The following is a 25,115-nucleotide window of genomic DNA, read 5'->3' on the forward strand; positions in this document are numbered from 1 at the left end:
CAAAAATAGATAGTCGGGAATACAGAATTGATTTAACACCTCAGGCTTTTGCTGGAGAAGAGGGTGCAAACCTGTATATCCCGGAATATTTTCAAGTGTGCGGAGATTCTATAATCTCTTGCATGATATATGATAATCCTTTTCCGGGTTCGTTCCCACCTAAAAATTATATACAACATGTGCGAAGTGTTAAATATGAAATTTTGAACTATCAGCAAACGGAAACCCGACGAGGCCGTATAATTGTCAGCTTTTAGTATAAAATAAAATACGACGAGTATGCCCCTTATCTGTTGGCAAAATATAAAGATTGGCTTGTACCCGCGGGTTACAAATTAGAATTATTAATTAAAAATCTATGAATTATGAAAAAAGTAATTCAAACACTATTGAGCAGTCTCTTATGTGCCACGTTGGCTGAAGCTCAGGTTGATAAAAATCCTGTCATTGTAGATACTTTGCCGTCAAGAGTGATTAACGGTTTAGAAGTTGTACCTATAAAAGCAAGTTCTTATATAACAGGGAAAATATATTATTGGAGATTACAACTTCCCGATTTTGAAAAGAAATTTCAAAATTTCGAGAGTAAATCTCCGGGTAGAATCAATACTCGTTTTATATCCAACGAAACAAGAGAGTCTATTTTCAATTGGCAGGACAGTGTCTGGTACAATGTTGTACCGACCGAGATAAAAACATCAATAAAGAAGTGTTTATCCTCGGCAAATTTTGCTATTCTACTTTATATCAATCAAGAAGGATGTGTTTTCACTGTTGGGTTCGAAATGACGGACAATATATTTCAAATGTTAGATTCTCTCCCGAAAAACATGATGAAAGACCTCTGCAATAACTTGCAAAAGCAAACCTGTGAAACAATAAAACTAGTTGAATTTCAGTCTTCAGACGATCGATTTGACGGATTAGGGAAAGAGTACATTATCAAGAATATGAATTGGTATGTTTACGACACGTACGGAACATGCGACCAACTGAAAATACTAAAAACGCTGGAGTGAAAATATGAATCGTTTTAGCGAAATGGATGTGATAATTACCAATACAGTGAGAAATATAATTTTAATATTTGAAATTGTATTGTATATTTGTTGCGAAATGTTTCAAATATGCTTCTGGATCGGGAAAAGAATAGAGATAAAATATGTACACGGGTCTTCGAAAAGTATTATCGGGAATTGGCGTTTTTTGCGTCCCGTGTGCTGAAGGACATGGAAGCGGCAGAGGATGTAGTGCAGGATGTATTTGTCATGTTGTTCGAGAAAGGGATTCCCGTTGAGGATGAAGAAGAGTTGAGTTCATATCTTTATGTTATCGTGCGTAATCGTTGTCTGGATTACATCAAGCATTTGAAAATCGTAGAGAAACATCAACAAGAGAATGTGGGGACAGAGGTATCGCAAGAATCGATACTGGCATCGATCATTGAAACGGAAACTTTATCTATTTTAAAACGGGAAATAGAATTATTACCCGCCGAATGTGCAAAAGTGATGCGCCTCTCGCTTTTCGGTTATAATAGCACGGAAATAGCCCGGCAGTTAGGTATTGAGCCCAGTACCGTGCGGGCTCAGAAGCAACGGGGTATCTCGTTATTAAAAAACACGCTTCCTTCACGAATCTTTTTATTGGTTGTCTTTAGACTGCTTTAATGAGTTCCCTTGGAACATTATAGGTAAACCTACCCAAGTCAGTAACGTAACGGGTATATACTTGGTGGCTTGCCGAGTGTTGATTGGGAGATACTTCTATCATACTTCTATTCTACCCCCATGAAACACCTATCAGGATAAAAAAATGTGGTGGAGTAATTGTTTTTTGGTATAGGTTTGTATATATGAAATGCCCTTGAAATGGATTTAAATATTCCGATAAAGATAGTTCTTCCATATTATCCGGTATTGAATGGTGTTTTACTCCGGTGATGTTATTCAAACCGTGGTTCATGCGTATTGGATTGTAGAGAATAACCGCACGGGAAAGATTTAAAAATGTTAAAATCAGAGTCTGTTTAGTCACTTCGGATTCGTTAGTCGTTATGGATATAAATGAATGACGAATGAAAGATTTACGAAGATATATCAATTTAGCCCATAAGGTGGCTCGTGAACTCTGGTCCGGTTCGGAAGAATGGGAGAAATATATAGAAGAAAAGGACGTGCGGGAAGAGTTGAGGGGGCGATTGGACGGCAGTGAACTTGAAAAACGATGGAGTGAATTCGAGGGTATCGATATCAAACAAGCGTTGGAAAAGGTAAATTCCAAGAGAAAGGTGCGCCGGGTAAGACGTATCCGGAGGATCGGATGGAGTGGGGCCGCGGCTGTTGCTGCCGGGTTAATTATTGTTTCGTGGGTGAATCGGTCGGAACCTGTTGTGATGCAGGAAATGGTGGCAATTGGCGGCGAACATACGGGGGCTTATCTTGTCGTGGGAGATACGGGACGGGTTGATTTAGCGACGGCAGTTACTTTTGAAAATCAAGGGGTGATCGTGAGCAACACGAAAAAGGAGGAGTTAAGCTATCGGGAAAATGTCCGGGAAGTAGAGGCTCCTTTAATCCACAAGTTGGTAATCCCCAAGGGATGCGAGTATAAATTGGTGCTTGCCGACGGGACTCGGGTATGGATGAACGCGGAGAGCGAATTGTCCTATCCCGTGGCGTTTTCCGGGGACAGCCGTGTGGTCAGCTTGAAAGGACAGGCTTATTTCGAGGTGGCCAAATCGGGCGTGCCTTTTATCGTGAGAACGGAGCAGGTGGATGTACGTGTGCTGGGAACCTCGTTCGACGTGATGTCTTATTCCGACGAACCGACGGTACAGGTAACTCTGGAAGAGGGAAAAGTGCAGGTTCACACGGGAGTGCGGGACGAATTGCTCGTTCCGGGACAGCAAGCCGTGTTTGCCCTTGGGGATTCGACCTTATCCGTGCGGGAGGTATGTACCGAAGTGTATACCGGGTGGCGGAAAGGAGAATTTATTTTTGACGGAGAATCCTTTGCCGGTATCGGTCGAAAATTGTCCCGGTGGTACGATATCGAGGTCGTGATAGACGAAAAACTGCAAAACGAAAGTTTGTTCGGTTCGCTAAGACGGTACGAATCGATACAGGAATTTTTGAATATACTGCAATTGACGAATGAGATTAAAGTGGTCTATTATGACGATAAAATAGAAATATTATCCAAGGAAAAAGAGGAACTGTAAAAATTCGGGAAACCTGACCGTTTCCCGAATCATATAGGTTATCCAGAGTATAATTTAGTGTTTAACCCAATTTGACAAATCTATGAAAAAAAATCGACTTTCCCCAGCGAGGGGAAAAATGAAAAGATTTTTGTCTTCGCGAAAGATGATTATGCTTCTTTTTTGCGCGATTCTATCGTTAAGTGCTACCGTGGCTTCCGCCCAAAAGGTGACAATTAACGTGAAAAATGCTTCTTTGGTGTCCGTTTTGGACGAAATCAAGCGACAGACAGGCTACCGCTATCTTTTTGTAGGCAATCAAGCCCGGGAAGTGAGTGGAATTACCTTATCGATGAACGAGCAACCGCTCACGACCGTTTTGGATAGTTGTTTGCGTAAAACCGTGTGGACTTATTCCATATCGGACAAGACTATTGTACTTTCCTTGAAAGCGGGAGTTGCCGCGGATAAATCCGAACAACCGGTAAAAAAGGAAGTGAGAGGTATTGTGGTTGATCAAAAGGGAGAAATATTACCCGGTGTGACCGTCCGATTGGCTAATACATCGGTAGGTACGGCGACGAATCAGAACGGGAAATTTGTCTTGCTTTTGCCAATCAAGAGCGGGAAGCTGGAATTTTCTTTCGTGGGGTACAAATCCCGAAGCTTCGAATTCACGGAAAAAACGGATTCTATTCGGATTGTTTTACAGGAGGAAGTTACCGGCTTGAATGAAGTGCAGGTGGTTGCTTATGGCTCCCAGAAAAAACGGACTGTGATCAGTGCAATTTCTTCCGTGAAAGCGGAAGATATCAAGGAATTGCCCACGCATAGCTTGGAAAGCCTGTTACAGGGACACATGGCGGGAGTCGAAGTGAATAATATGTCCGGTGCTCCCGGTGGCGGAGGGGCTATCGTGGCTATCCGGGGGTATAACTCTTTTTTTACCAAAGGAGGAACGGCAGAAGAGAGTGCTGACCGGAGCTACGGGACGCCGCTTTACGTGGTGGACGGGGTGCCGATGCAGGCATTTACTTCCCCGATTACCGGCTCGAACACGCTTTCCGACTTGGACCCGTCCATGATCGAATCCATAGAGGTGTTAAAAGATGCCGCCTCTGCCGCTATTTACGGTTCTCGTGCCGGTAACGGGGTTATTCTGATAACCACGAAAAAAGGACGTGCCGGTAAAGCGCAATTCACGGCGAATGCTTCCTATTCTGCCTCTTGGTTACCCAAGACACCCGTGCAGACGGGCGGAAATATGACACGTCGCTATGCCATGCAGGCATTGAAGAACACGATAAAACCTTACCAGAAAGCTGATCAAACTTGGGTGATCCCAACTTCCTATGAAGAGGTTTATAACTATACCAAGGATAACAATTATCCGGTATACGACTGGTTTTTCGGGACTCCCGACAAGGGGTATAAAGCTGCTATGATACAAGATAGTTTGAATAAATTTTACAATAATTCGACAGACTGGTGGAAGTATGCTTTTCGGACGGCAAAGGTGTTAAATGCCAACTTGCAGGCCATGGGAGGAAGTGAAACGATGCGTTATATGATCGGTGCCGGGTATTACAAGGAAGAGGGTATTGTATTAGGGACTGATTTTGAACGGGTGAACGTGATCACGAACCTGACAGCGTATCCTTCCAAACGTATCCAATTGGATAACCAGTTGTCATTGACCTATAGCCAGAGAAGCCGGGGTGGAGGTGGCGAGGGACAGAAAGTGGAAGGGATTAGTGTCAACGTGGCGACGGAATCGTCTTTGAAGCCGGGCAATGATTACGTGAGTAAATACATACTTGATGAATTGAACGCGGATATAGAAAAAAACCAAAGTTATTCATTGCGTTATAATTTGGTATTGGATTATGAGATTATTCGTAACCTGCATTTGCGGGTTTCCGGTGGCGTGGATTACAATCAGCAGAATCAGAACAACTTTTCTCCGAGTACAGCTGACAAGGATTTCCACAGGTCTGTTACAAACGGTACTATCGGACGTAATTTGTCATTAATTAACGAGAACTTATTATCGTACAATTTCACGGTAAAGAACGATCATAATTTTGATTTTTTGTTGGGACTTTCTTTCCAGAAAGATCAAACATACAATAATAAGGGATCGGCGCAGGGCGGACCTAATGATTTCGTTCATTACGCTAAAGGAGAATGGGGAGAGGGTAACGGATTGATAAACAATAATAAAGAATCCGACAGGGAAACAAATCCCGAGTGGGGATCTGCATTTGAATACGAGTCGAGTTTGGAAGAAGAGCGGATGAATAGTTATTTCGGACGTTTGCGGTATAATTACAAGGAGAAATATATGTTCGAGACCACGCTTCGCCGGGATGGATCGTCGGTATTCGGTGAGGACGTGCGGTGGGCTACATTTCCTTCCGTGGCTGTCGGCTGGGTTTTCTCGGATGAATCTTTCCTGAAAAATCTCTACTGGTTGAGTTTCGGGAAACTCCGCGTAAGTTGGGGACGTTCGGGGCAAAAGTTTTCACAACGTTATCTCGCGCACGGATTAATGGGGAATACCGGTGGGTCTTTTTTTGGACAGGCCGGCATGGGACCTGATATGGATGGCGGATTATTGAATCGTAAATTGAGTTGGGAGAAAACGGATCAATATGATTTCGGGTTGGATATCAGTCTGTTCGATTACCGGGTGAAATTGACCTGTGATTATTACTATCGTTACACGAAGGGACAATTGCAACGGATGGATTTAGGCGGTGATTTGAATTATCAGTATTTTCAGTGGCAAAATGCCCTTGGGGTGTCGAATGAAGGAATCGAGATGGAGTTGACCGTGGATATTCTGAGGGAATCCGCCGTGTCGTGGAGGGCTAAACTGAACGCTTCCCGGAACTGGAACCGTTTTGAGAAAAGCAATGACGGTTACGATTTTGATAATAATATTATCGGGAAGTCTTTATACAATATCAGAACTTATAAAACGGACGGATTTTATAACAGTATGGACGAGGTGCCTTATTATTATCAGTCTAATTCGAGACCCCAGCCTCTCAGCGGTTCAAGGATAGAAGATATATTCTTCCCCGGGACCCGACGATTGGTTGATTTGAACGGGGACGGGAGGATTACAGAGAGCGATAAGTATTATGCTGCCAGTCCCTTGCCTCTCGCTCATGGCGGATTTGCCAACGAGCTCAGGTGGAAACGATTTGATTTGAATATTTTCTTTGTATATTCTCTCGGGAGGCATATATTGAAATTATATGATGATCGTTCCCTGAATGTTGATCCGGGCGAGATGCGACCTATGTTTGTCGATGTGAATAGGATTAATGCGTGGACGGGACCGAATAGTAAAAATCCGGATTATCCTCGGTTGATCTCGTATGATCTGAATGATCAATTTACCGGGAATTATGATTGTGATATCGAGAATGTCAATATGCTTCGTTTGAAACAGTTGACCTTGGGGTACAACCTGCACGAACGTTTTGCCAAGAAAATAGGGTTATCCGGTGCGCGTGTTTTTTTAACTGCCGAAAACTTGTTCCTGCTTACGAATTATAGCGGTCCGGAACCTGAGATTGTCAATATAACGGAGGGAGTGGATTTATTATCGGGATACCCGTTGCCTCGTAAGTTTACCATTGGATTAACCATAAACTTTTAAGGAGAAGAATCATGAAAAAAATATTGTTTCTCATATTGTTCCTGCCGCTTTTCTCGTGTGATGACTGGCTGGATGTGGAGTCGGAGGTGTCTGTTACCTACCGGAATTATTTCAAGAATGAAAAAGATCTGGAGAGAATTTTGATCTCGATATTTCAGAGTGAAAAATTGGTGTGTGCCATTCCCCGTGTTTCCGCGTTCGGGTATGCCGGTTTGCAGATAGACAGACCGAATACTACCGCGGCGGGATTTCAGGAATTGAACCCGGCATCTTTTTTGGATAAATCTGAGATAAATTGGAAAGCTCATTACAGGGCGATCAGTCTGGCAAATATGTTAAGAGAAAACCGTTCCCGTTTTGAAAACATTTCGAAAGAACGGGCTGATTTCTGGATTGCCCAAGCCGATTTTGTGAAAGCGTTGATGTATTTCCGTTTAGCTCAAGACTGGGGGGAAGCTCCAATTGCTCCCGGTTCGGAAGATCCGACCGTTCAACCCAAAAGTCCGGTAGATTCGGTTCTGGCGGAGGCTATTCGTTGGGCGGAGGCTGCAAAGCGGGTTTTGCCGACGTACGAGCATTTGACGGATGCCAACGGACGGGCGATAACTTCCCGGCAGTATGCCAGTCTGGGAACAGTACATACCTTGTTGGCGAATATTTACGCGTGGATGGGGGGGCTTTACGGGAAAGAGGAGTACTGGAGAAAAGCGGAAGCGGAAGCTTCACTCGTGATCGACGGGAAAGTGGGAACTTACGGCTTGGAAGATGATATAGCCTCGCTTGTCAAGAATACTTTTGGCAAGGGACGGGGTACGAAGGAAGTTATTCTCGCAATAGAAGTGAATGACGTGGATGATAATTGGTATAATAGTAGTTCTCTGGAGATGCGTTATCCCGGGTTGTGTTTGGTACATTATCCTTATGGCGTGACCGATCCGAGTACAATAGCATCGGCTAGAAGTATGCCAAGGATTACGGTTCGTGCCGTGGAGGCGATGTACGAGGCCGCGGACGACCGAAGAAAGGAGTTTTGGTATAAGTTGGGAGAAACCTTGCTTATCGAGAAGGAGGATCCGGAAACCGGTGAAAAGTATGAAGTGGAGTACGTTTCCAGCTATGCTTTTATCAATAAATGGCGGGATGAAACTTATTCTAAAAACCCCAATGTGACTCAAGGTGGGTCTAAGTTGATCGCTATGGACGGGAATCGTGTCGTCTGGCGTTTGGCAGATTTGATTCTGTTGCGGGCAGAGTGCCGGGCTCAGTTGGGAATGGCGGAGGCTGTCGGGGATTTGAACCGGGTACGCGATCGTGCCGGATTGAGAGGGTATAACGGTTCCACGGAGAAAAAACGCTTATTGAAGGAGATATTCCATGAACGGGAGCGGGAGCTTTTCGGGGAAGGACAACGCTATTACGATATTGTGCGGAACGGTTATTTCCGGGATGAATTGAAAGGGAACTACAAGACATTGACCGACGAGGAGGTAAAGAACGGGGCTCTTTATTTGCCGGTTTATATGCATAGTGCAGATAAGAAAAATCCATTCATGAAACAAAATACTTATTGGTTATGGCAGCAAAAATAAATAAACTATTGAGAGGGGTGATGCTCTTGGGGATGATCGGGATATGTTCATGCACCAAATATAATTATATAGATAGCGGTTTGGCAAACGGCGTTCATGACTGCTCTATGTGGGAGTACTTTAAAACGGATCGGTATAACTGGGATTCGACGATGATTATGATCGATCACGCCGGGTTGAAACCGCTGTTCGAGGGCACGGGAGAGTACAAACAGATTACTTTTTTCGGTATCACGAATAATACAATCGTGCGCTATATGCTCGATTACAACCGGAAATTGGATGAAGATAAGCTCGCGGGAGAAGAGGTGGACGATAGCGAGTACTGGCATCGGGTAACGGATATTCCGGCGTCCGTGTGTGTGCCTCTATTGAAAAGCCTGATTGTGACGAAGCGATTGATGCTGGATGATGTCCCCGATGGTAATCGTAAGTTGATTGATGGTAAGAGTAAGAAAGAATACGAGGAGATCGACGGGATTGTGGTGCCTACTATGTTGTCGGAACTTTTCCTGTGGGTAGTGAGAGGAGATTACGGGGGAGTACAACATGCCGGCTATGCCTCGCTTAATATGGCTAAACGGTTGTCCACGGCGGAGAATTGGATTGTAGGATCAACAGATATACAGACAAATAACGGCGTGGTGCAGGCGATGGGATATGAATTTTTGTTAAGGGATTTTTAAAACAGAACGATGATGAAGACAATAATAATATTATTACTGTTGGGGTGTTCCGGTTTGTTTTTTGCTTGCCAAGATATCACGGTCGGATACTTGTACACGGATATTGCCGGATATACTCCCGATACTTTGCCTATAATCAATGTAAAAAAAGAAATCGTAAGATTACAAGGGATTTTGGATGCCTTTAAGGAGCAGACGGTGGAGCAACACGAAAAATTGGTGGAGCTGGAGAAGCAACTTGATGTACTGAGAGAGTCAATGAAAGCACCTCAAAAAGAATATGATGCTCTGCTTGACGAGTTGTATGATTATGAGAATCCTCCCACTCCGGATAGAGAAGAGGAAATTAATGCCAAACTAGAGGAATTGGATATATTCTTTGATGAGGTATGGGAGCAGGTATATCCGATACAGGATGAACAGGATGAGATTAACGAAGAATTGAAAGAAATAGCGGAAGGATTGGGAATGGAAGATCCGGCTATTATGGCGAAGAAAATTTCCGATTATCAGGATCGTATCGAATTTAAACTTCCATGGACCTCGTCACGCATACAGGGGGTGAAGGGAACCGAACCTTTGCAGTATTCGATTGTCGGGGTGAAGAGTGCTAACATGGAGAATGCCGCCAAGTTTATGACTTATGCGGGTGTTATGGGAGGCGGTCGGATTTATGTCGGTATAGACGTGGATGTGCCTGTCGGTGCGTATACGATAACGCTGGAAATCAAGAATGAGGGAAGAACAAAAGTGTTGGAAGATGTTTTTACCTTTCTGGTTATGGATGAAATTGATGAAGGGGGAGATGTAGAGTAATCAGCTTCGGTCTATGCCTTCGCATAGACCGAAAGTAATAAAGCATAATAGTATGAGAAAGATATTTATTTTAATGGTGTTCCTGATAGGGGGAGCATCAGGGGAGGTTGCTGCCCAAATGGAATTGTTTAAAGGTACTTTTCAAGAGGCTTTGGAGAAGGCAAAAAAAGAGAATAAAGATTTGTTTGTCGATTTTTATGCGGACTGGTGTGCCCCCTGCAAGCAAATGGCGGCGGAAGTCTTTACGCTCCCGGAAGTAGGAGATTATTTTAACTCCCGTTTCGTGTGCGTGCAGGTAGATGCGGATGCGAAAGAGAATAAAGAGATTGCCAAAAAATACGATGTGACGGCTTTGCCTACTCTCGTGTTTGTCAGAGCCAAAGATGAAAAAGAGATCCGGCGGGTACGGGGGGCTGTCGCTCCCGATATGTTGATACGAGAAGCTAAAATAGCCGCAGGAGAGGAATTGAGTTTTGAACAATTGTACGAGAAATACAAGAAGAATAAAAAGGACATTGACGTGCAACAACAGTTGTTGTTGAATGTCCCTGTTTTCATGATGACTCGGAACGGCTACGAACGGCAGAAATGGGCTACCCGTGTCGAGAGCCTTTTCCCGGAATATTTAAAGAATAAGAAGCTGGAAAACATGATTAACGAGACGGATTTCGCGTTGTTGACCATGTTTCACCCGCAGACGGATAAAGAAGATCCTATTTTTGACTTTGTGGTGGCGAACTACCCGAAATTTGTTACTGTTGTCGGTAAGGATGCCGTTGCTTCCTATATTATCGGCATGAATAACGGATATATTATCCGCCTGTGCCGGAGAGGAAATCTGGCATACAAGGAGCGGTTGAGCCGTGTGAACGGGGATTTGAAAGAGGTATATTCCGGTTTTTCGTTCGGTACGTTGTCCGTGTTGGATGCGATGACCTTGTTGGCGGATGCCACGTATAATCTGTACCGTCACAACGAGATGGCATTTTTTGAGAATATGGACAAGTATTTCACGGGTAAAGGAGAGCAGGTAACCTTGGTGGATTACACGCAGGCTTTGGAGGATTTAGCTATTGTGTACAAGGGAGAAATGTCACAAAATGCCTACACGAAATGTATCCCGTGGATTACAAAGGCATTGGAGATGGATATGGAAGCCATGTTTCGTGCCCGGCTACTGGTTATGTTAGGTCAGTGTTTTCAGAAGACCGATAATCCGGAGAAAGCGAAACAATGTTTCAATCAAGCTTACTTGGTCAGTGCTGAAATAGAAGACCAAATGCAGATGCAACAAATGCAAGAGATTATCAAACAGAGTTTGCAAGGGTTATGATGATTGTGGGGGAGAACGTATGAACGTTAGTGAAAAACATAATATGGTGCGTGATTTTCATGATGGCGTCTGAATGAGGAAGCTGGTAGTGTGTAAAGGGTGTGGCAAGGTATAAAATATCTATGCTACACCCTTCGGTGTATAAATATGTTATCATGTTATGTCTATGAAATCAATGTAACGAATATTGTCATTTAGGAGGATAAAATCACGACTGTAATTTCTACAGCCGTGATTTTTTGCTTATACTTGCAATATAAATTATGGCAGTGAATTGGGAAGAGCAGATATTGATTGATTTCCGGAAAGGGAAGTTGGATTTGTTGTACCGGGAGGTATATCCCGGGCTGATTCTCTATGCCGTGAAATATTTGGGAGGGGAGAGTGAATTTCTGGCGGAGGATTGCGTGCAGAATGCCATTTTCAGCGCTTGGCAGCGACGGACAAAATTTGACTCCGTGTACACGTTCAAGTCATTTTTATATACTTCGATAAAGAACGAGATTATTAGTATTCACCGTAAAAATTCTGCAAAGGAGCGTTATGTATCGCAATTGGAGAATGAAGCGTTTTTCCAAAATTCGGTAATCGATCAGGAGGCGCAGACGATTTTGTACAACGCGATAGAAGAGTTGCCGGAGAAAGCGAGAATGGTGTTCGAGATGAGTTTTATCGAGGGGTTGAAAAACGTGGAGATTGCCGAGAAGTTGGGATTATCTGATAGTTCGGTCAAGAAATACAAAGCGAGTGCCCTTGATTTTCTGAGAGAAAAACTAGAATCTACGTTATTTTCTTTCTTATTTCTTTCCTTGTAATTAGAGGTTTATAATTTTTTTTGAAAAAAGATGCTTTTTCTATTACCCCATTCGGGGGAGGTTGCGTTATAGGGGTAAATTTAAAGAATCGATGATGATGCGTGATAATAAAATCGAATACCGGATAGCGAAATTGTTGGCTCGCCAGCGTGCCGGACAAATCACGGACGAGGAGATGCGGGAGTTGGAGGTGTGGAAGGAGAACTCTCCCGAGAACGAGGAGTTGTTTCTTCGTTGGCAGAGAGGTGATTTCTTTTCGGGAGAATACGCTAAATACAAAAAGATAAATGGTATTCGGGCAAAGAATGCCATGCAGAAAAGAATCGACCGGGAACGCCGTGCCGGATTGCGTTTAAGGATATTGCGCTTTGGTGTGGCTGCCGCCGTAGTGTTATTGGTCGTTGGCAGTTTCTACTTGTTCAAGGGTGAACGGGAAGAGAAACGTGACGCTATGCCCTCTATAGCCTTGATTTCCGCCCAGCGCCCGACGCTGAAGTTGAATGACGGTTCGGTCGTGCTGTTGGATAGTGTTGCCGCCGGGTTTAAGGAAGAAGGGGTGACCGTGGCAAGAACGGGTGGTTCGACGTTGGCTTATCTGGCAGAAGATGCCATTAGTAAGCAGGCATTGGCCTTCAACACGTTGAATGTACCGAAGGGGGCGGAGTTCGATTTGATACTGGCTGACGGTACTCAAGTGTGGTTGAACGCAGAGTCGAAATTGAAATACCCGGTTGCTTTCGGGGGCAAGGAACGAGTGGTAGAGTTGGAGGGCGAGGGATTCTTCAAGGTATCGAAAGATGCTGCACGCCCGTTTCGGGTGAAAACAAAGAGTCAAGTAGTGGAGGTGCTGGGAACAGAGTTTAACGTGGATGCTTATCCCGACGGAGAATACGTTTACACGACGTTGGTGGAGGGAAAAGTAAAAGTAGATACCGATGGAAAGAGTCTGGAATTAACCCCCGGTATGCAGTCCGTAGTCGGGAAACAGAATGTATATACTCGAAAGGTGAACACGGGGGATATCGTGAGTTGGCGGAACGGGATGTTCGTGTTGGAGGATAAGACGCTGGAAGAGATTATGTCCAAGTTGACTCGTTGGTATGATTTCAGCGTCTTCTACCAGAATCAAGCCGCCAAGGATATTACTTTTAAGGGAAAGATTCCACGGTATGCTTCCTTCGAGTCAATTCTGGATATTCTGGAACGAACGGGTGAAGTGAAATTCAAGGTATCGGGACAAACGGTGACTGTATACCAGTGATATAAATAAAAAAGGGGAATTTGGTCGATTCCCCTATTACAAAACATCTGTTGGTCGCAGATGCATGTTTAACTGTAATGCTTTACAAATGTATGAAAAAAAAGAGTACAACGTGTAGTCTTCCGGAAGGAAGATTGCGAAAAATTCTGTTAGTTATGACATTGAAGTTTTTTGTTCTGCTATTGACGTTCGGGACAGCGAGTGCCATGGGGTACGCGCAGGAGCAGAAATTGAACGTGGTGTTTCATGATGAAATGCTGGAAAACGTGTTGGAATATCTCAAGGAGAACACGGATTACGAGTTCGTGTACCGGAAGGAGATTCTAGGGAATACAAAAGTGAAAAATGTAGAGTTGAAGGACGTAACCTTGCGGGAAGTGCTGGATCAGGTGTTACGGCAGAACGGTTTTGATTACGAGATCGTAGATCAAGTAATAGTGATCCGTAAACTTCCGACGGTGCAACAAAAGAAGGAAATTAAGATTGCCGGGCAGGTGACCGACGAGCAAAAGAATCCCATGCCGGGAGTAACCGTCATGGTGAAGGGGTTGACGATAGGGACGGCGACAGACCGGAACGGAAAATACGTGTTGAGATTGCCGGAGGTGAAAGATCTGACATTGATATTCTCTTTCATCGGGATGGAATCTAAAGAGGTGAAATACACGGGGCAGGACACGATCAACGTGGTGTTGAGGGAAACCGTGAACGAGATGGACGAGGTAACCGTGGTCAGTACCGGTTACCAGAACGTGAACCGGAGAGATATGGTGGGTTCCTATACCACGGTGAAAGCGGAAGATATCATGATGCCTGCTTATGCCACTATCGACCAGATGTTGCAGGGACAGGTGCCGGGTATGATGGTATTGAGTTCCAGTACCCGTGCGGGTGCTACTCCTAAAATTCAGATACGCGGTACTTCCACGTTATTGGGAAACCAAGATCCCATTTGGGTGGTGGACGGGATTATTCAGGACGACCCGATTTCCCTTAATGCCAGTTCCAACATGACTTTGGATATGAAGGAAATAATTGGGAATCAGGTGTCTTGGTTGAATCCGAATGATATTGAAACCATTACGGTGTTGAAAGATGCTTCTGCCACGGCTATTTACGGTTCCCGGGCTTCCAATGGTGTGATTGTGATCACGACGAAGAAAGGAAAGACGGGACGTATGTCTATCAATTACGCCGGTAATTTCTCGATAGCCCCTCGTCCGAGATACAAGAATTTCAATTTGATGAATTCGCAGGAACGAGTGCAATTCAGCGAGGATGCTTTTGCCGCCGGATTGAGGTATAAATTTGAGCCGATAAAACAAATTAATACTTACGAGGGAGCCTTGAAGATGTTCCAGAACGGGGAAATGACGTCGGATGAATTTATTAAAACACGTAATTACTTGGAAACGGTGAACACGGATTGGTTGGATTTGTTAACCCGGACTTCTTTCGGGCACAATCATAACGTGAGTGTTACCGGGGCGTCGGATAAGGTGAATTACGCTCTTTCCGTGGGTTATAATTCAAATGACGGGCAGGAGAAAGGAAATAGTTCCGAGCGTTTGACTGCACGGGCAGCCGTGACCTTGAATATGAGTGATAATATTCGTGTGAACTTGACATTGAATGGTACAACCGGAACAAACAAAGGGTTCAACGGGGTAGACCCCTTGAATTATGCTTTGACGACAAGCCGTTCCATCGCGGCATTCGAGGAAGACGGAAGTTATTCCTATTACCGGAAAAGACTGGAATACAAGTACAATAAAGAAATAGAATCTATCGGTTACAACGTGCTCAATGAATTGGAAAACACGGGTTCGGAAGTCAACACGGGTAGTTTGAAGTTGAGTTTTGATTTTCAATGGAAATTATTGAGTTGGCTGACCTATCAGTTTACCGGTGGGTACTCGTACAACACGACGAACAGCCAATCATGGGCGTTGGAGCGTTCTACGGCAATCGCCTCGGCGTATCGGGGTTATGATTATGGTTCCGTGAGCGCCGAACACCCGTGGTTTAGTGCGGCTCTTTTGCCTTTCGGGGGAACGCTGTTCAGTTCTGCTGCCACGGTAACCTCGTATAACGTCCAGAATAAATTGATGTTCTCGAAATCGTTTAACGAGAATCACCGCTTGAATGCCATGGTGGCGATAGAAGCCCGTTCCACGAAAAACAAAAACGATCAAAACACACGCTACGGGTATGTACCCGACCGGGGCAATTTGACGGTACGTCCTACTCTGCCGGAAGATTTTGTTCCCGTGGGGGGAGGTGCCTCTTTGACGGGTTACGGGATATTGGAAGATTTATACAACGGTAGAAGTACTTTGAGCGAAAAGACGGATAATTTCTTCTCTGTTTTCGCGACCTTGGCTTATTCGTTGAAAAACAGGTATGTTTTTAATTTCAACGTGCGTAATGACGCCTCCAATCGTTTTGGGCAGAACACGAATAAACGATTCGACCCGACTTATTCTTTTGGCTTATCATGGAGGATGACTGAGGAGGAATTTATGCGGAACCAACGGGTATTGACAAACGTGAATTTGAAAGCGACTTGGGGGATTCAGGGAAATGCTTTGACGAATCTCAGTCCGGATTTAATATTGAACCAGAATGGGGTATTGGGGATATTCAACGAGTATTATTCGTCCATCAATTCTATTCCTAACCCGAACCTCTCTTGGGAACGCACACATTCGTGGAATTTCGGGTTGGATTTGCAGTTCTTCGGTAAAGTGAATGCCAATATCGATTACTACATCCGGCGTTCCAACGCGATTATCTCCAAGGACATTCCTTTCGAGAACGGTAGAGATGCCATGTCTGTCAATGGTGGGATAATCTACAACGAAGGTATCGAGTTTACGGTTTCTTTCGTTCCGGTGAATACGAAGAATTTCGGTATTAACATGAGCGTGAACTCTTCCAAGAACTGGAACTCCGGGGGGAAAGTCGATAAAGAAGTTGCCGATTTGGGTCAATTTTTGAACGGAACTACTGAAAGAATTTTGAAAAAGGGTTATCCGTTAGGAAGTATGTGGTCGTTTGACTTTGCCGGGTTGAATCCTGAAAACGGTCGCGCGATGTTCAATCGCATTATGTCGAAAGAGGAGTACAACGGGGACATGACCAGTTTCTTGAAATACTCCGGTCAGAAAGACCCTTATTTCACGGGAGGGGTAAATTTGAATATTCGTTATCGTTCTTTCACGTTGGCAACTTCATTTTCGTTGTTGTTAGGGGGTGTTGCCCGTTTGAGTTCTCCCTATCGTGATTTGGATTCGGGGATTTATATGCCGGACGCGGAAAATAATCTTAACCGGGACTTGCTGAAACGCTGGAAACAACCGGGTGACGAGGCGCACACGAGTATCCCGGGATTCGTGATTGGAGGTAAAAATTACACGATGGAAATACCGGTAAATTCCAGGTATAATTTGTTTACCGCTTATGCTAATTCGGATGCGTTGACGGTACCGCGGTCATTCTTGCGTTGCCGGGGATTAAACTTGAGTTGGAGATTGAACAACGAGATGGCACAACGGATCGGGTTAAATAGTTTGACGGTGACGGCTTCCGTGAATAACTTGTTTGTCATTGCTTCCAAGCGCTACAACGGTTTTGACCCGGAGATGCCCAATCGAGTGATGCCCAAGACCTATTCGGTCGGAATTAATGTTGGTTTTTAAATGATTTGATATATGAAAAAGATATTATTCAATATAATTTTGCTCACGAGTTTATGTGCTTGTTCGAGCTTTTTGGAACCGGATTCTCCCAGTGAATACGTGCCCAAAAACGTCAATGCTTTGAACGAGATGCTGTTGGGAGATGCTTACCCGTTAGCAACTTCCGAGGGGTTGTTCAATCTTCACCATGCTTTTGACGATGATATCGAGATGAGTGAAGACTGTATTTTGCAGACCTCTACTCAGGGGATTGTCGGTTTGCAATACATCTATTCATGGAATCCTCATATGTTTGAGTTATACCCTTCGCAAACTTCCGTTTCGGAATGGAACAAGTATTACCAGTATATTTTGGGAGCGAATGCCGCTTTGGATTATCTGGACGACGTGAAGGGCTCGACAGAGGAGAAGGCTTACGTGGCCGCGCAGGCTTATGCTTTGCGTGCGTTCTATTATTTCAATCTGGTAAACCTTTTCGGGGAACCGTACAATCACGATAAGAATGCCGACGGGGTGCCTTTGAAATTAACGAGTAATTTGTTAAGTAGTTTCGAGAGAAGGGAAACGGTTGCCAAGGTGTACGAGCAGATCGTGAAGGATTTGAATGCCGCGGAAGAGAATTTCCTGCTCTTGCCGACGGATCAACAGAATGCGGCGGGTTACCGTATAAATTTACCGGCTGTGCAATTACTCCATGCCCGCGTATGCCTGCACATGGAGGATATGGAAGGGGCTGCCCGATACGCGAAGAAAGTGATCGGGGATTGGGGGTTCGAGTTGTATGACTTGAAATCGTTCGTGAAGAAAACAACCATCACGGCAGGGGAAGATGCTTCTTATCCCAATTACGTGTCATTGGATAACCCGGAAACCATTTGGGTGTACGGGAATTCGGGGGATTTTACCGGGATCATCGGGGGTTCGGAAAGAATGGAAGATGGAACCACCTATGGCTATTACGTGAATGTTTCCCGTGATCTGATTGCTTGTTATAAAGATGAAGAGGATTTGCGGAAGACACTCTATCTCGTGGAAGAGTTACGCGGACCGATGAGTGCGAAACCGGAGCAACTGAAGCCGGTTGCCGGGCACTATCTCCCGTGGAGCAAGTGCGGGATGCAATATAATAATAAAGTAAAAGCTAAAACGGAGTTCGGTATGTCACTTCGTTTGTCGGAGGCTTATTTGATACTCGCGGAAGCCATCTATGACACGGACGAATCTTTGGCTTTGAAAATGATAAATGATTTACGTGAGAAGCGATACGCGGCGGATACGGATTACGAGGTAAATTATTCCGGCGAGGAGCTGTTGAATTTTATCCGGGAAGAACGTCGTCGGGAACTCTGTTTCGAGGGACAGCGCTGGTTTGATTTGCGTCGTTACGGGATGCCTCGTTTCGAGCGTCGCTGGGTGGAGTTGGGGGTAAATTTAGGCAAGTACGTGATGGAGGAGGGTGATGCCGCCTACACCTTGCCGATCCCTGTAAACGTGATAGAGCGTAATTCCGCCCTGACTCAGAATAAATTAACAACCGAGAAAACATTACAATAAAACGAGGAACCATGAAATACAAGTATGCCTTTAGTTTGATATTCTTGTTGGCAACGTTAGTTGCTTGTAACGATGAGGATAAATTGTATCCCCGTTCTGAGGATGCTTCGAGTATTAGTCGTTTTGAATTTCCTCAAGGGAATAACGCTTGGGATCAAGATTTGTTGGAAATCGCGAATACCTTCGGAACGATTCCCATTTACACGGCTTTCGATACCTTGGATTTGAATCAAGCTTGGTCCGGGACGTTCACGATAAAATATTACGGGGAACCCTTGAGTGACGAGTACGCGATATTTTATACCGATTTTTTCAAGAATCATGTATTTGGTTTCTTGAAACCGGAATTGTGTAAAGGTGTGTTACCCAATTATATCTATTTGGTCGATGATCTTCGTCAAGCAGGAGGTTTTACAGGCGGATACGCTCCTTTGCTCTGTTTTTGGGGCGGATTGGATTATTGGGCGTTTTCTTTCCGTGCGAAGGAGGAAAATTTGGCTTACTATGATTACGGGAGTATAATCATTAGACCGTATAAGCCTTACGATTTGCCGAAAACCCCGTGGGAGTATAAGATACGGCGTACCGTTATCCTGCAAAACATTTTGACCAAGATGGTGGATAAAGGTACGATCGCGATTCCGGCAGATTTTCAAACGGGAGGAGTTTTCGATTATTCGATAAAATTCAGCACTTCGGTGAATGCCGAGAATTATTATATGAAACTCGGTTATCCCGGGAGTATGCTCGTGACGGCTTACGATTTCACACCTCTCCAGACAACGCTGACCATGGATGCCAAAACCAATTTCTCTAATTATTTGAAATTGGGAATGCGCTACACCCGTGATTCGGTATTGATCAAGTACCCGGAAGACAAGTACCCGTTGATCATCCGGTACTATGATTTCACGGTGAAATACATGAAAGATAAATACGATTGGGATATTACTCGAATGGCGGCTTTGAAAGAAGATTAATATGATGAAATTATTCGTATCTACTTTATTTATGTTATTGACGTTTAGCGTTTCCGCGCAGTTTTCCCTGAAGGGGAAACTGCGGACGCTACGTCCGTTGACAATCAAGGTGACCGATTTGTCGGGGAATACGATTGTCGAGTGTTCGGTGAAGAGTGGAGAGGAATTCAAAACCAAACCGGTACGTATCAAGAAAGATTTGTATAACGTCCATTTCGGAAGTTACTCGGAAATGATGATCCTCACGGATAGTCCTATAATATTGAAAGGATTTTTGAATGAGGACCGACCGGAAGAGAGTTCCATAGAGTTCGACGGGATTGATCTGTATATGCAATATATGGATATTATGGCTAAATTCAGGGCTTCGGGTTCTAGGCGGGAGGAGATCCAGAATCCCGTGAAAAACGATTCGGCACTGGATCCCGTGGTACGAGTTTCGTTGATGTATTTGAACAAGGGATTCTTTGATCTGGATTACGAGTCTTACAGGCAGATATTGGATATGATTCCCGAGAACGAGAGGGAATCGCGGGTAGTGAAATACCTCGTGGATGAGGTGGCACGTCGCCGGAAATTTGCTTTGGGGCAGCAGGCTTACAATTTTACTTTCGTGGGTTTGGACGGGAATGACGTGAGCTTAAGTGATTTCAAGGGGAAATTGGTACTGTTGGATTTCTCTGCCTCTTGGTGCGGGGGATGTCGCACGGAAGCGAGAAAGTTGGTTAAAGAGTACGACTCTATGAAAGGGGATGATCTTGTCGTTATCACGATATCCATGGACAACCGGGAAAAAGATTGGCGTAGGATGGTCGAGGAGGATAAACTGCCTTGGGTGACCTTGTGGAACCGGGAAGGATTCACGAAAGGGAACAAGCAAAATGTAATTCAGGATGCCTACGGTTTTTATCAGATTCCTTTTATCGTTCTAATCGATAAAGAGGGTAAGATCATAGCCCGTGACTTGCGGGGCGACGAGGTGAAAAAGGCAATAGAAAAAGCGAGAAATATTTAGAGATTCAGTGATTTTGGATTAGGTGATTTTTTTGATTGGGTGATTGAGTGATTATTGGTTTTGTGATTGATTTGAGTGAATCACTGAATCGTAAATCATTAAATCACTGAATCGAATAAGGGTTCGTTTTGTATAAAAAATAAAAAACTGTAATGATGAAAAAGTATTTTACAATCTTGATGATGAGTGTATTGGTCGCTATTGGTAGTGCGGCAAAGGCTCAATTGGTGAAACAAAATTCAAAGGTGGAAGAGCAAAAACAGTCGAATAGGGACTGGTATAATTGTTCTTTTGAAAAAGACGGTGTGTACGGCGTTGGTGTAAACGAGGCGTATGAATTTTTGAAAGGAAAGAAAGCGAAAGCAAAACCTATCGTGGCGCTTATCGGTACGGGTATCGACACGGAACACGAGGCGTTGAAAGCGAATATCTGGAAGAATCCGAAAGAGAAAGCCGACGGGAAGGATAACGATAAAAACGGGTACGTGGACGACGTGAACGGCTGGAATTTCATCGGGGGCAAAGACGGGCAGGTGATGCCATTCGTGAACCGGGAGGGAGAACGCGAGTTCTTGCGCCTGAAAGACAAGTACGGGGATATCATGAAAGACGGGGGTAAATTTTACACCTTTGTCAGCGGGAAAAGAGAGGAGTGTGCTGCACCCGAGAATATGGAAGAATATAATTACTTCAATTCCGTGATTCGGGGGGAGTCCCGGTTGTTGCAGGCTTATGGAGCCATAAATTCGGTGTATAATTCCCGGTATTACATGGGGCTGTTCGACCGGGAGGTACGGGCGGTTTCCCTAAAAAAGACAGGATTCACGGTCGAAGATGTCGTGAAGATGTGCTCGCCTAAAACAGCAGAGGATCCCACAAGCCGGGGAATAATGATTGCGGCGTTGCAAATGAGGGCTCATATGATGAAAAATGACGAGTGGGAGCGTAATCGCGATGCTTTTTTGTCGGAGACTTATCTCGCGGATCAAAAAAAGAAATATGAGCAGGCGGTAGCGAGATACGGTAATGACGGGCGTCAAGCGATCGTGGGTGACAATTATCTGGATATAAATGATCGTGCGTACGGGAATAACGTGTTGTTGACCGCGGATGCCGCTATCGGGACGATGATCGCGGGGGTGATTGCCGGACAACGGGATGTGGAAGGACGCAACAATCCCATCGCTGAACAAGCGAGGATCATGACCTTGGTGGTAGAAGCCGGAGCGGGGGAACCTTACTTGAAAGACATGGCTTTAGCGATTCGTTATGCCGTGGAGCACGGGGCTTCTGTCGTGGTGTTGCCGCAACAGAACTCGTTATACCCGGAGGTGCAAAAGCAATGGATAAGCGAGGCGATTCGCTATGCAGAACAAAAAGGGGTATTGGTTATCGTCCCCGTGCACGAGATGTCCCGTGACATGAGCGAGGAAACGTTTTTCCCGAATCGTTGGATGGATGGCGGAAAAGAATTGACCAACCTGATGACGGTGGGAATGTCCGACAAAGAAGGAATGCCGTCTGCGAATTCGAATTTCGGGGCGAAGGAGTTGGATATTTACGCCCCGGGGATAAAAGTATTGTCCGCTTGCACGGGAGATATCTACCAGTACGGGAATGGTGTGCCGATGGCTTCCGCCATGGTAGCGGGTGTTGCGGCTTTGATTAAGACGTATTATCCGAAATTGACGGGTAGCCAGATTCGTGATATATTGTTACAGACGGTGACCTCCCGGAAGGGCGTGGAATTGGAAAAGAACGTCACGAGAGGAGGGAAGAATGCCGTCGACCTGTATCTTTTTGAACAATTGTGCCTTTCCGGTGGTATCGTGAATGCTTTGGAAGCCGTGAAAGCCGCTGATAAATTAAGCAAATAAGCTATGAGATACAAGATTATCATTTTATGCTTGCTTTGCGTGAGCGTTTTCCCGTCGATCGCGCAGCAATACAAGGCTGAATTGCCCTACCGGATGGTCGGGGGCAAGATGGTTGTGGAGATGAAATTGAACGGGACTCTACGTTCGTTTATTTTCGACACGGGGGCATCCCGAACTACCTTGACGGGTGAATTTTGTCGGGAGTACGGGCTGGCAGTGACGGATTCCTTGGAAGTGACCGACGCGAACGGGCGCAAGTCATTTTACCCGCTTGTGCAGATCGATAGTATGGAAACCCCCGATAACGTGTTTCGTTTCAAGAATGTGCCGGCGATGAAACTGCCGGAACCGTCGCCTTTGGCTTGTTTTCCGATCGACGGTTTGATAGGGAGCGATTTGTTGGCGCAATCAATCGTGGTGATCGACGGGCAAAAGAAGACCGTGACCATCACCACCGCCGAGAAAGAGTCTAGCGTGTCGCTTCGGAAAATGGCTCGTTTCATGCAAGCGAGAATGCCTGTTATATCACTTCAAGTGGGAAGCGGACACAACATTATTTGCCTGTTTGACACGGGTTGCCCGAGATTTCTTTCATTGAAGGAATCCGATTTCGAGGCATTGCCATCCGGCTCCGCTTATGAATTTTTGTCCGAGGGGCGTAGCGTGGGCTCTATCGGCGTGGGGGGAATAGCCGCGGAGCGTGTTTCACGGCGAGTGAACTTCCCGTTGTTATCCGTGGCGGGGACTAAATTCAAGAACGTGATAGCGGAAACTGCCACGCCTCCTTACACGTTGTTAGGCGTCAAATTACTGGATTACGGTAAGGTGACGATAGATTATCCCCGTGCCCGTTTTTATTTTGAATCCTATAAGCCGGAGAATGAGTTGGAGGAGAAACCTCATAACGTGGGATTGCAGGTGAAAGACGGTGATTTGGTGGTTGCAGCCGTGTGGGGAGATATGAAAGATGTCGTGGAGATGGGCGACAAGGTGCTTAAAATTAACGGGAAGCCTGTTGGAAAATATGATTTTTGCGAGAGCATCCTTAACGGAATCCCGGAATTGAAGGCAAAGAAAAAAACAAAATTGACGATTCAAACTCGAGAGGGGGAGAAAGTGATTATTTATTAAAATCGAAACAAGAGATGAAAAGTAAATTATTCGTGTGGCTTTTGGTGGTCTTGCTCCCCGTGGTATCGTGGGCGCAGGTTAAAAATAACGTTTCCGAGGTAAGAGATTACCGGGTGGTAGACGGGAAAATCATTATAACGTGTGTCGTGAACGGAATGGATGCCGATTTCGTGTTAGACTTGGCAGGACATCCGGCAATATTGCCGGAGTACGTGGAGAAGTTGAATATCGACCCGAGTAGCAATGGAAAACTCCCGTACAGTACGTTCCAGTTCAAAAAAGTACCGACGTCCAAGGTCGTGTCGATTCATTCGATTTCTTTCGGGAATAGCGCTTTCGCTAATGAGCTTGGGGCTTTTATACTGGAAGATGAACCATATCTGCGGGAGTTGGGTGTTGCCGGTGTCATGGGAGGGGCTCTTTTCCGGGGGGTGGTTTTAACCATTGATTCCCGTCGGGAAAAGATAACGATGTCACAGCCTTATCGTCCCGTTTACATGAAATTGGATCATCGCGCGAATGCCAAACTGCTACAAGGCGTCGGGATGGAATGTCCGGTAACGATAGACGGCATGACGTTCTCTTGTATATTGGATACTTGGAACTCGGGATTGGTGGAATTGAACGAGGCTGATTTTGCTCGTCTGAAGGGGGCGTCGGGAAATGCGGTTCCCGTGTATAACGGGTACGGCAAAACTCCGGTATCTAGTCCCGCTAAGGTGGCATCACGATGTGATTTTGTACGGGAATCTTTGCAAGAAACGGTAATCCCCGTGAATGGTTCCCTTCTACGTTCCGTGGTGGGTGCGGGTATATTGAAACGCGGGATTCTCTCGGTGGATTTCACTCGCCAGACAATTTATTTCCAACCTTTTGACCTCGTGGAAGTGAAAGATGAGGTGACGGAGAAAAAAGTCAAGCTGGAACCCGGGAAACTGAACGAGATCACGGGCATCTATTTCCGGGAGAACATTCATGATTACAAGAACGGGACGGAGTTCACGTACAAGGGCGACAAGCCAGTTGTAATTGATTTCTGGGCTTCGTGGTGCGGTCCCTGCATGAGATTATTGCCCGTGATGGAGCAATTGGCGGAAAAATATAAAGACCAAGTGATTTTCTTGAAAGTGAATGCAGACAAGGAAAAAGAGTTGTGCAATAAATTTAATATAAACGCGTTGCCGACCTTGTTCTTTTTGCCCGTGAACGGAAAGCCTATTGTTGAAATCGGGGCAGATCCCGAGAAATACGAGAAGATTATACAAGAGCGGTTGTTGAAATAAGTGCTTGTGACAGCCAGTGAGATGCTCACTTCTTTTGGAATGCTTAAAAGTCTTAGAATGGATTTTTAAGCATTCCTTTTTGGTGGTATGATAATTTCTTCTAATTTTGTCAATATGGATTTGAGATGAAAGAGTAGTTAATTATTATAAATAAAGCGAGTGAATAATTCCGGGAGAAAAAAGGATCAAGAGATATGTG

17 protein-coding genes are annotated in these 25,115 nt (G+C 44.9%); all 17 read left to right on the top strand.

Annotated features, from left to right (window positions below; genetic code table 11):
* Positions 1–365 precede the first annotated feature (365 nt).
* Positions 366–1,019 (top strand): hypothetical protein, encoded by a 654-nt coding sequence (locus tag H8S64_RS03435; RefSeq protein ID WP_186974943.1) that lies wholly within the window; start codon positions 366–368, stop codon positions 1,017–1,019.
* 108 nt (positions 1,020–1,127) lie between these two features.
* Entirely contained in the window at positions 1,128–1,670 is a 543-nt protein-coding gene (locus H8S64_RS03440) for a sigma-70 family RNA polymerase sigma factor (RefSeq protein ID WP_186974944.1), read from the top strand.
* Between the two features lie 407 nt (positions 1,671–2,077).
* A complete protein-coding gene (locus tag H8S64_RS03445; RefSeq protein ID WP_186974945.1) occupies positions 2,078–3,223 on the top strand; it encodes a FecR family protein in 1,146 nt (381 codons plus the stop codon).
* A gap of 118 nt (positions 3,224–3,341) precedes the next feature.
* A complete protein-coding gene (locus tag H8S64_RS03450; RefSeq protein WP_255469405.1) occupies positions 3,342–6,875 on the top strand; it encodes a SusC/RagA family TonB-linked outer membrane protein in 3,534 nt (1,177 codons plus the stop codon).
* An 11-nt stretch (positions 6,876–6,886) separates the two neighbouring features.
* Positions 6,887–8,464 carry a RagB/SusD family nutrient uptake outer membrane protein gene (locus tag H8S64_RS03455; protein ID WP_186974947.1) on the top strand — a complete coding sequence of 526 codons (1,578 nt, stop codon included), beginning with the start codon at positions 6,887–6,889 and terminating at the stop codon, positions 8,462–8,464.
* Entirely contained in the window at positions 8,449–9,150 is a 702-nt protein-coding gene (locus tag H8S64_RS03460; RefSeq protein ID WP_186974948.1) for a hypothetical protein, read from the top strand. The genes H8S64_RS03455 and H8S64_RS03460 overlap by 16 nt, the downstream gene beginning before the upstream one ends.
* Before the next feature lie 12 nt (positions 9,151–9,162).
* On the top strand, positions 9,163–9,966 hold the full coding sequence (locus H8S64_RS03465; protein ID WP_186974949.1) for a coiled-coil domain-containing protein: 804 nt from the start codon (positions 9,163–9,165) through the stop codon (positions 9,964–9,966).
* Between the two features lie 52 nt (positions 9,967–10,018).
* A complete protein-coding gene (locus H8S64_RS03470; protein WP_186974950.1) occupies positions 10,019–11,299 on the top strand; it encodes a thioredoxin family protein in 1,281 nt (426 codons plus the stop codon).
* Positions 11,300–11,562: 263 nt separating this feature from the next.
* The gene (locus H8S64_RS03475; RefSeq protein ID WP_222621131.1) at positions 11,563–12,114 is read left to right on the top strand and encodes a sigma-70 family RNA polymerase sigma factor; all 552 of its coding nucleotides are present in this window, start codon (positions 11,563–11,565) and stop codon (positions 12,112–12,114) included.
* Between the two features lie 91 nt (positions 12,115–12,205).
* Positions 12,206–13,375, top strand: coding sequence for a FecR family protein (locus H8S64_RS03480; RefSeq protein ID WP_186974951.1), 1,170 nt, complete (start codon positions 12,206–12,208; stop codon positions 13,373–13,375).
* 155 nt (positions 13,376–13,530) lie between these two features.
* Positions 13,531–17,076, top strand: coding sequence for a SusC/RagA family TonB-linked outer membrane protein (locus H8S64_RS03485; RefSeq protein WP_255469406.1), 3,546 nt, complete (start codon positions 13,531–13,533; stop codon positions 17,074–17,076).
* Positions 17,077–17,088: 12 nt separating this feature from the next.
* Entirely contained in the window at positions 17,089–18,630 is a 1,542-nt protein-coding gene (locus tag H8S64_RS03490) for a RagB/SusD family nutrient uptake outer membrane protein (RefSeq protein ID WP_186974952.1), read from the top strand.
* Between the two features lie 11 nt (positions 18,631–18,641).
* A complete protein-coding gene (locus H8S64_RS03495; RefSeq protein WP_186974953.1) occupies positions 18,642–19,610 on the top strand; it encodes a hypothetical protein in 969 nt (322 codons plus the stop codon).
* A gap of 1 nt (position 19,611) precedes the next feature.
* The gene (locus H8S64_RS03500) at positions 19,612–20,625 is read left to right on the top strand and encodes a peroxiredoxin family protein (RefSeq protein ID WP_186974954.1); all 1,014 of its coding nucleotides are present in this window, start codon (positions 19,612–19,614) and stop codon (positions 20,623–20,625) included.
* Between the two features lie 155 nt (positions 20,626–20,780).
* The gene (locus tag H8S64_RS03505) at positions 20,781–22,502 is read left to right on the top strand and encodes a S8 family serine peptidase (RefSeq protein WP_186974955.1); all 1,722 of its coding nucleotides are present in this window, start codon (positions 20,781–20,783) and stop codon (positions 22,500–22,502) included.
* Between the two features lie 3 nt (positions 22,503–22,505).
* On the top strand, positions 22,506–23,633 hold the full coding sequence (locus tag H8S64_RS03510; RefSeq protein WP_186974956.1) for a retropepsin-like aspartic protease: 1,128 nt from the start codon (positions 22,506–22,508) through the stop codon (positions 23,631–23,633).
* A 14-nt stretch (positions 23,634–23,647) separates the two neighbouring features.
* Complete coding sequence (locus H8S64_RS03515; protein WP_186974957.1) at positions 23,648–24,916, top strand: thioredoxin family protein; 1,269 nt, start codon at positions 23,648–23,650, stop codon at positions 24,914–24,916.
* The last annotated feature ends 199 nt before the right edge of the window (positions 24,917–25,115 follow it).

It is taken from the genome of Butyricimonas hominis, from assembly GCF_014287455.1.
Lineage (GTDB): Bacteria > Bacteroidota > Bacteroidia > Bacteroidales > Marinifilaceae > Butyricimonas > Butyricimonas muris.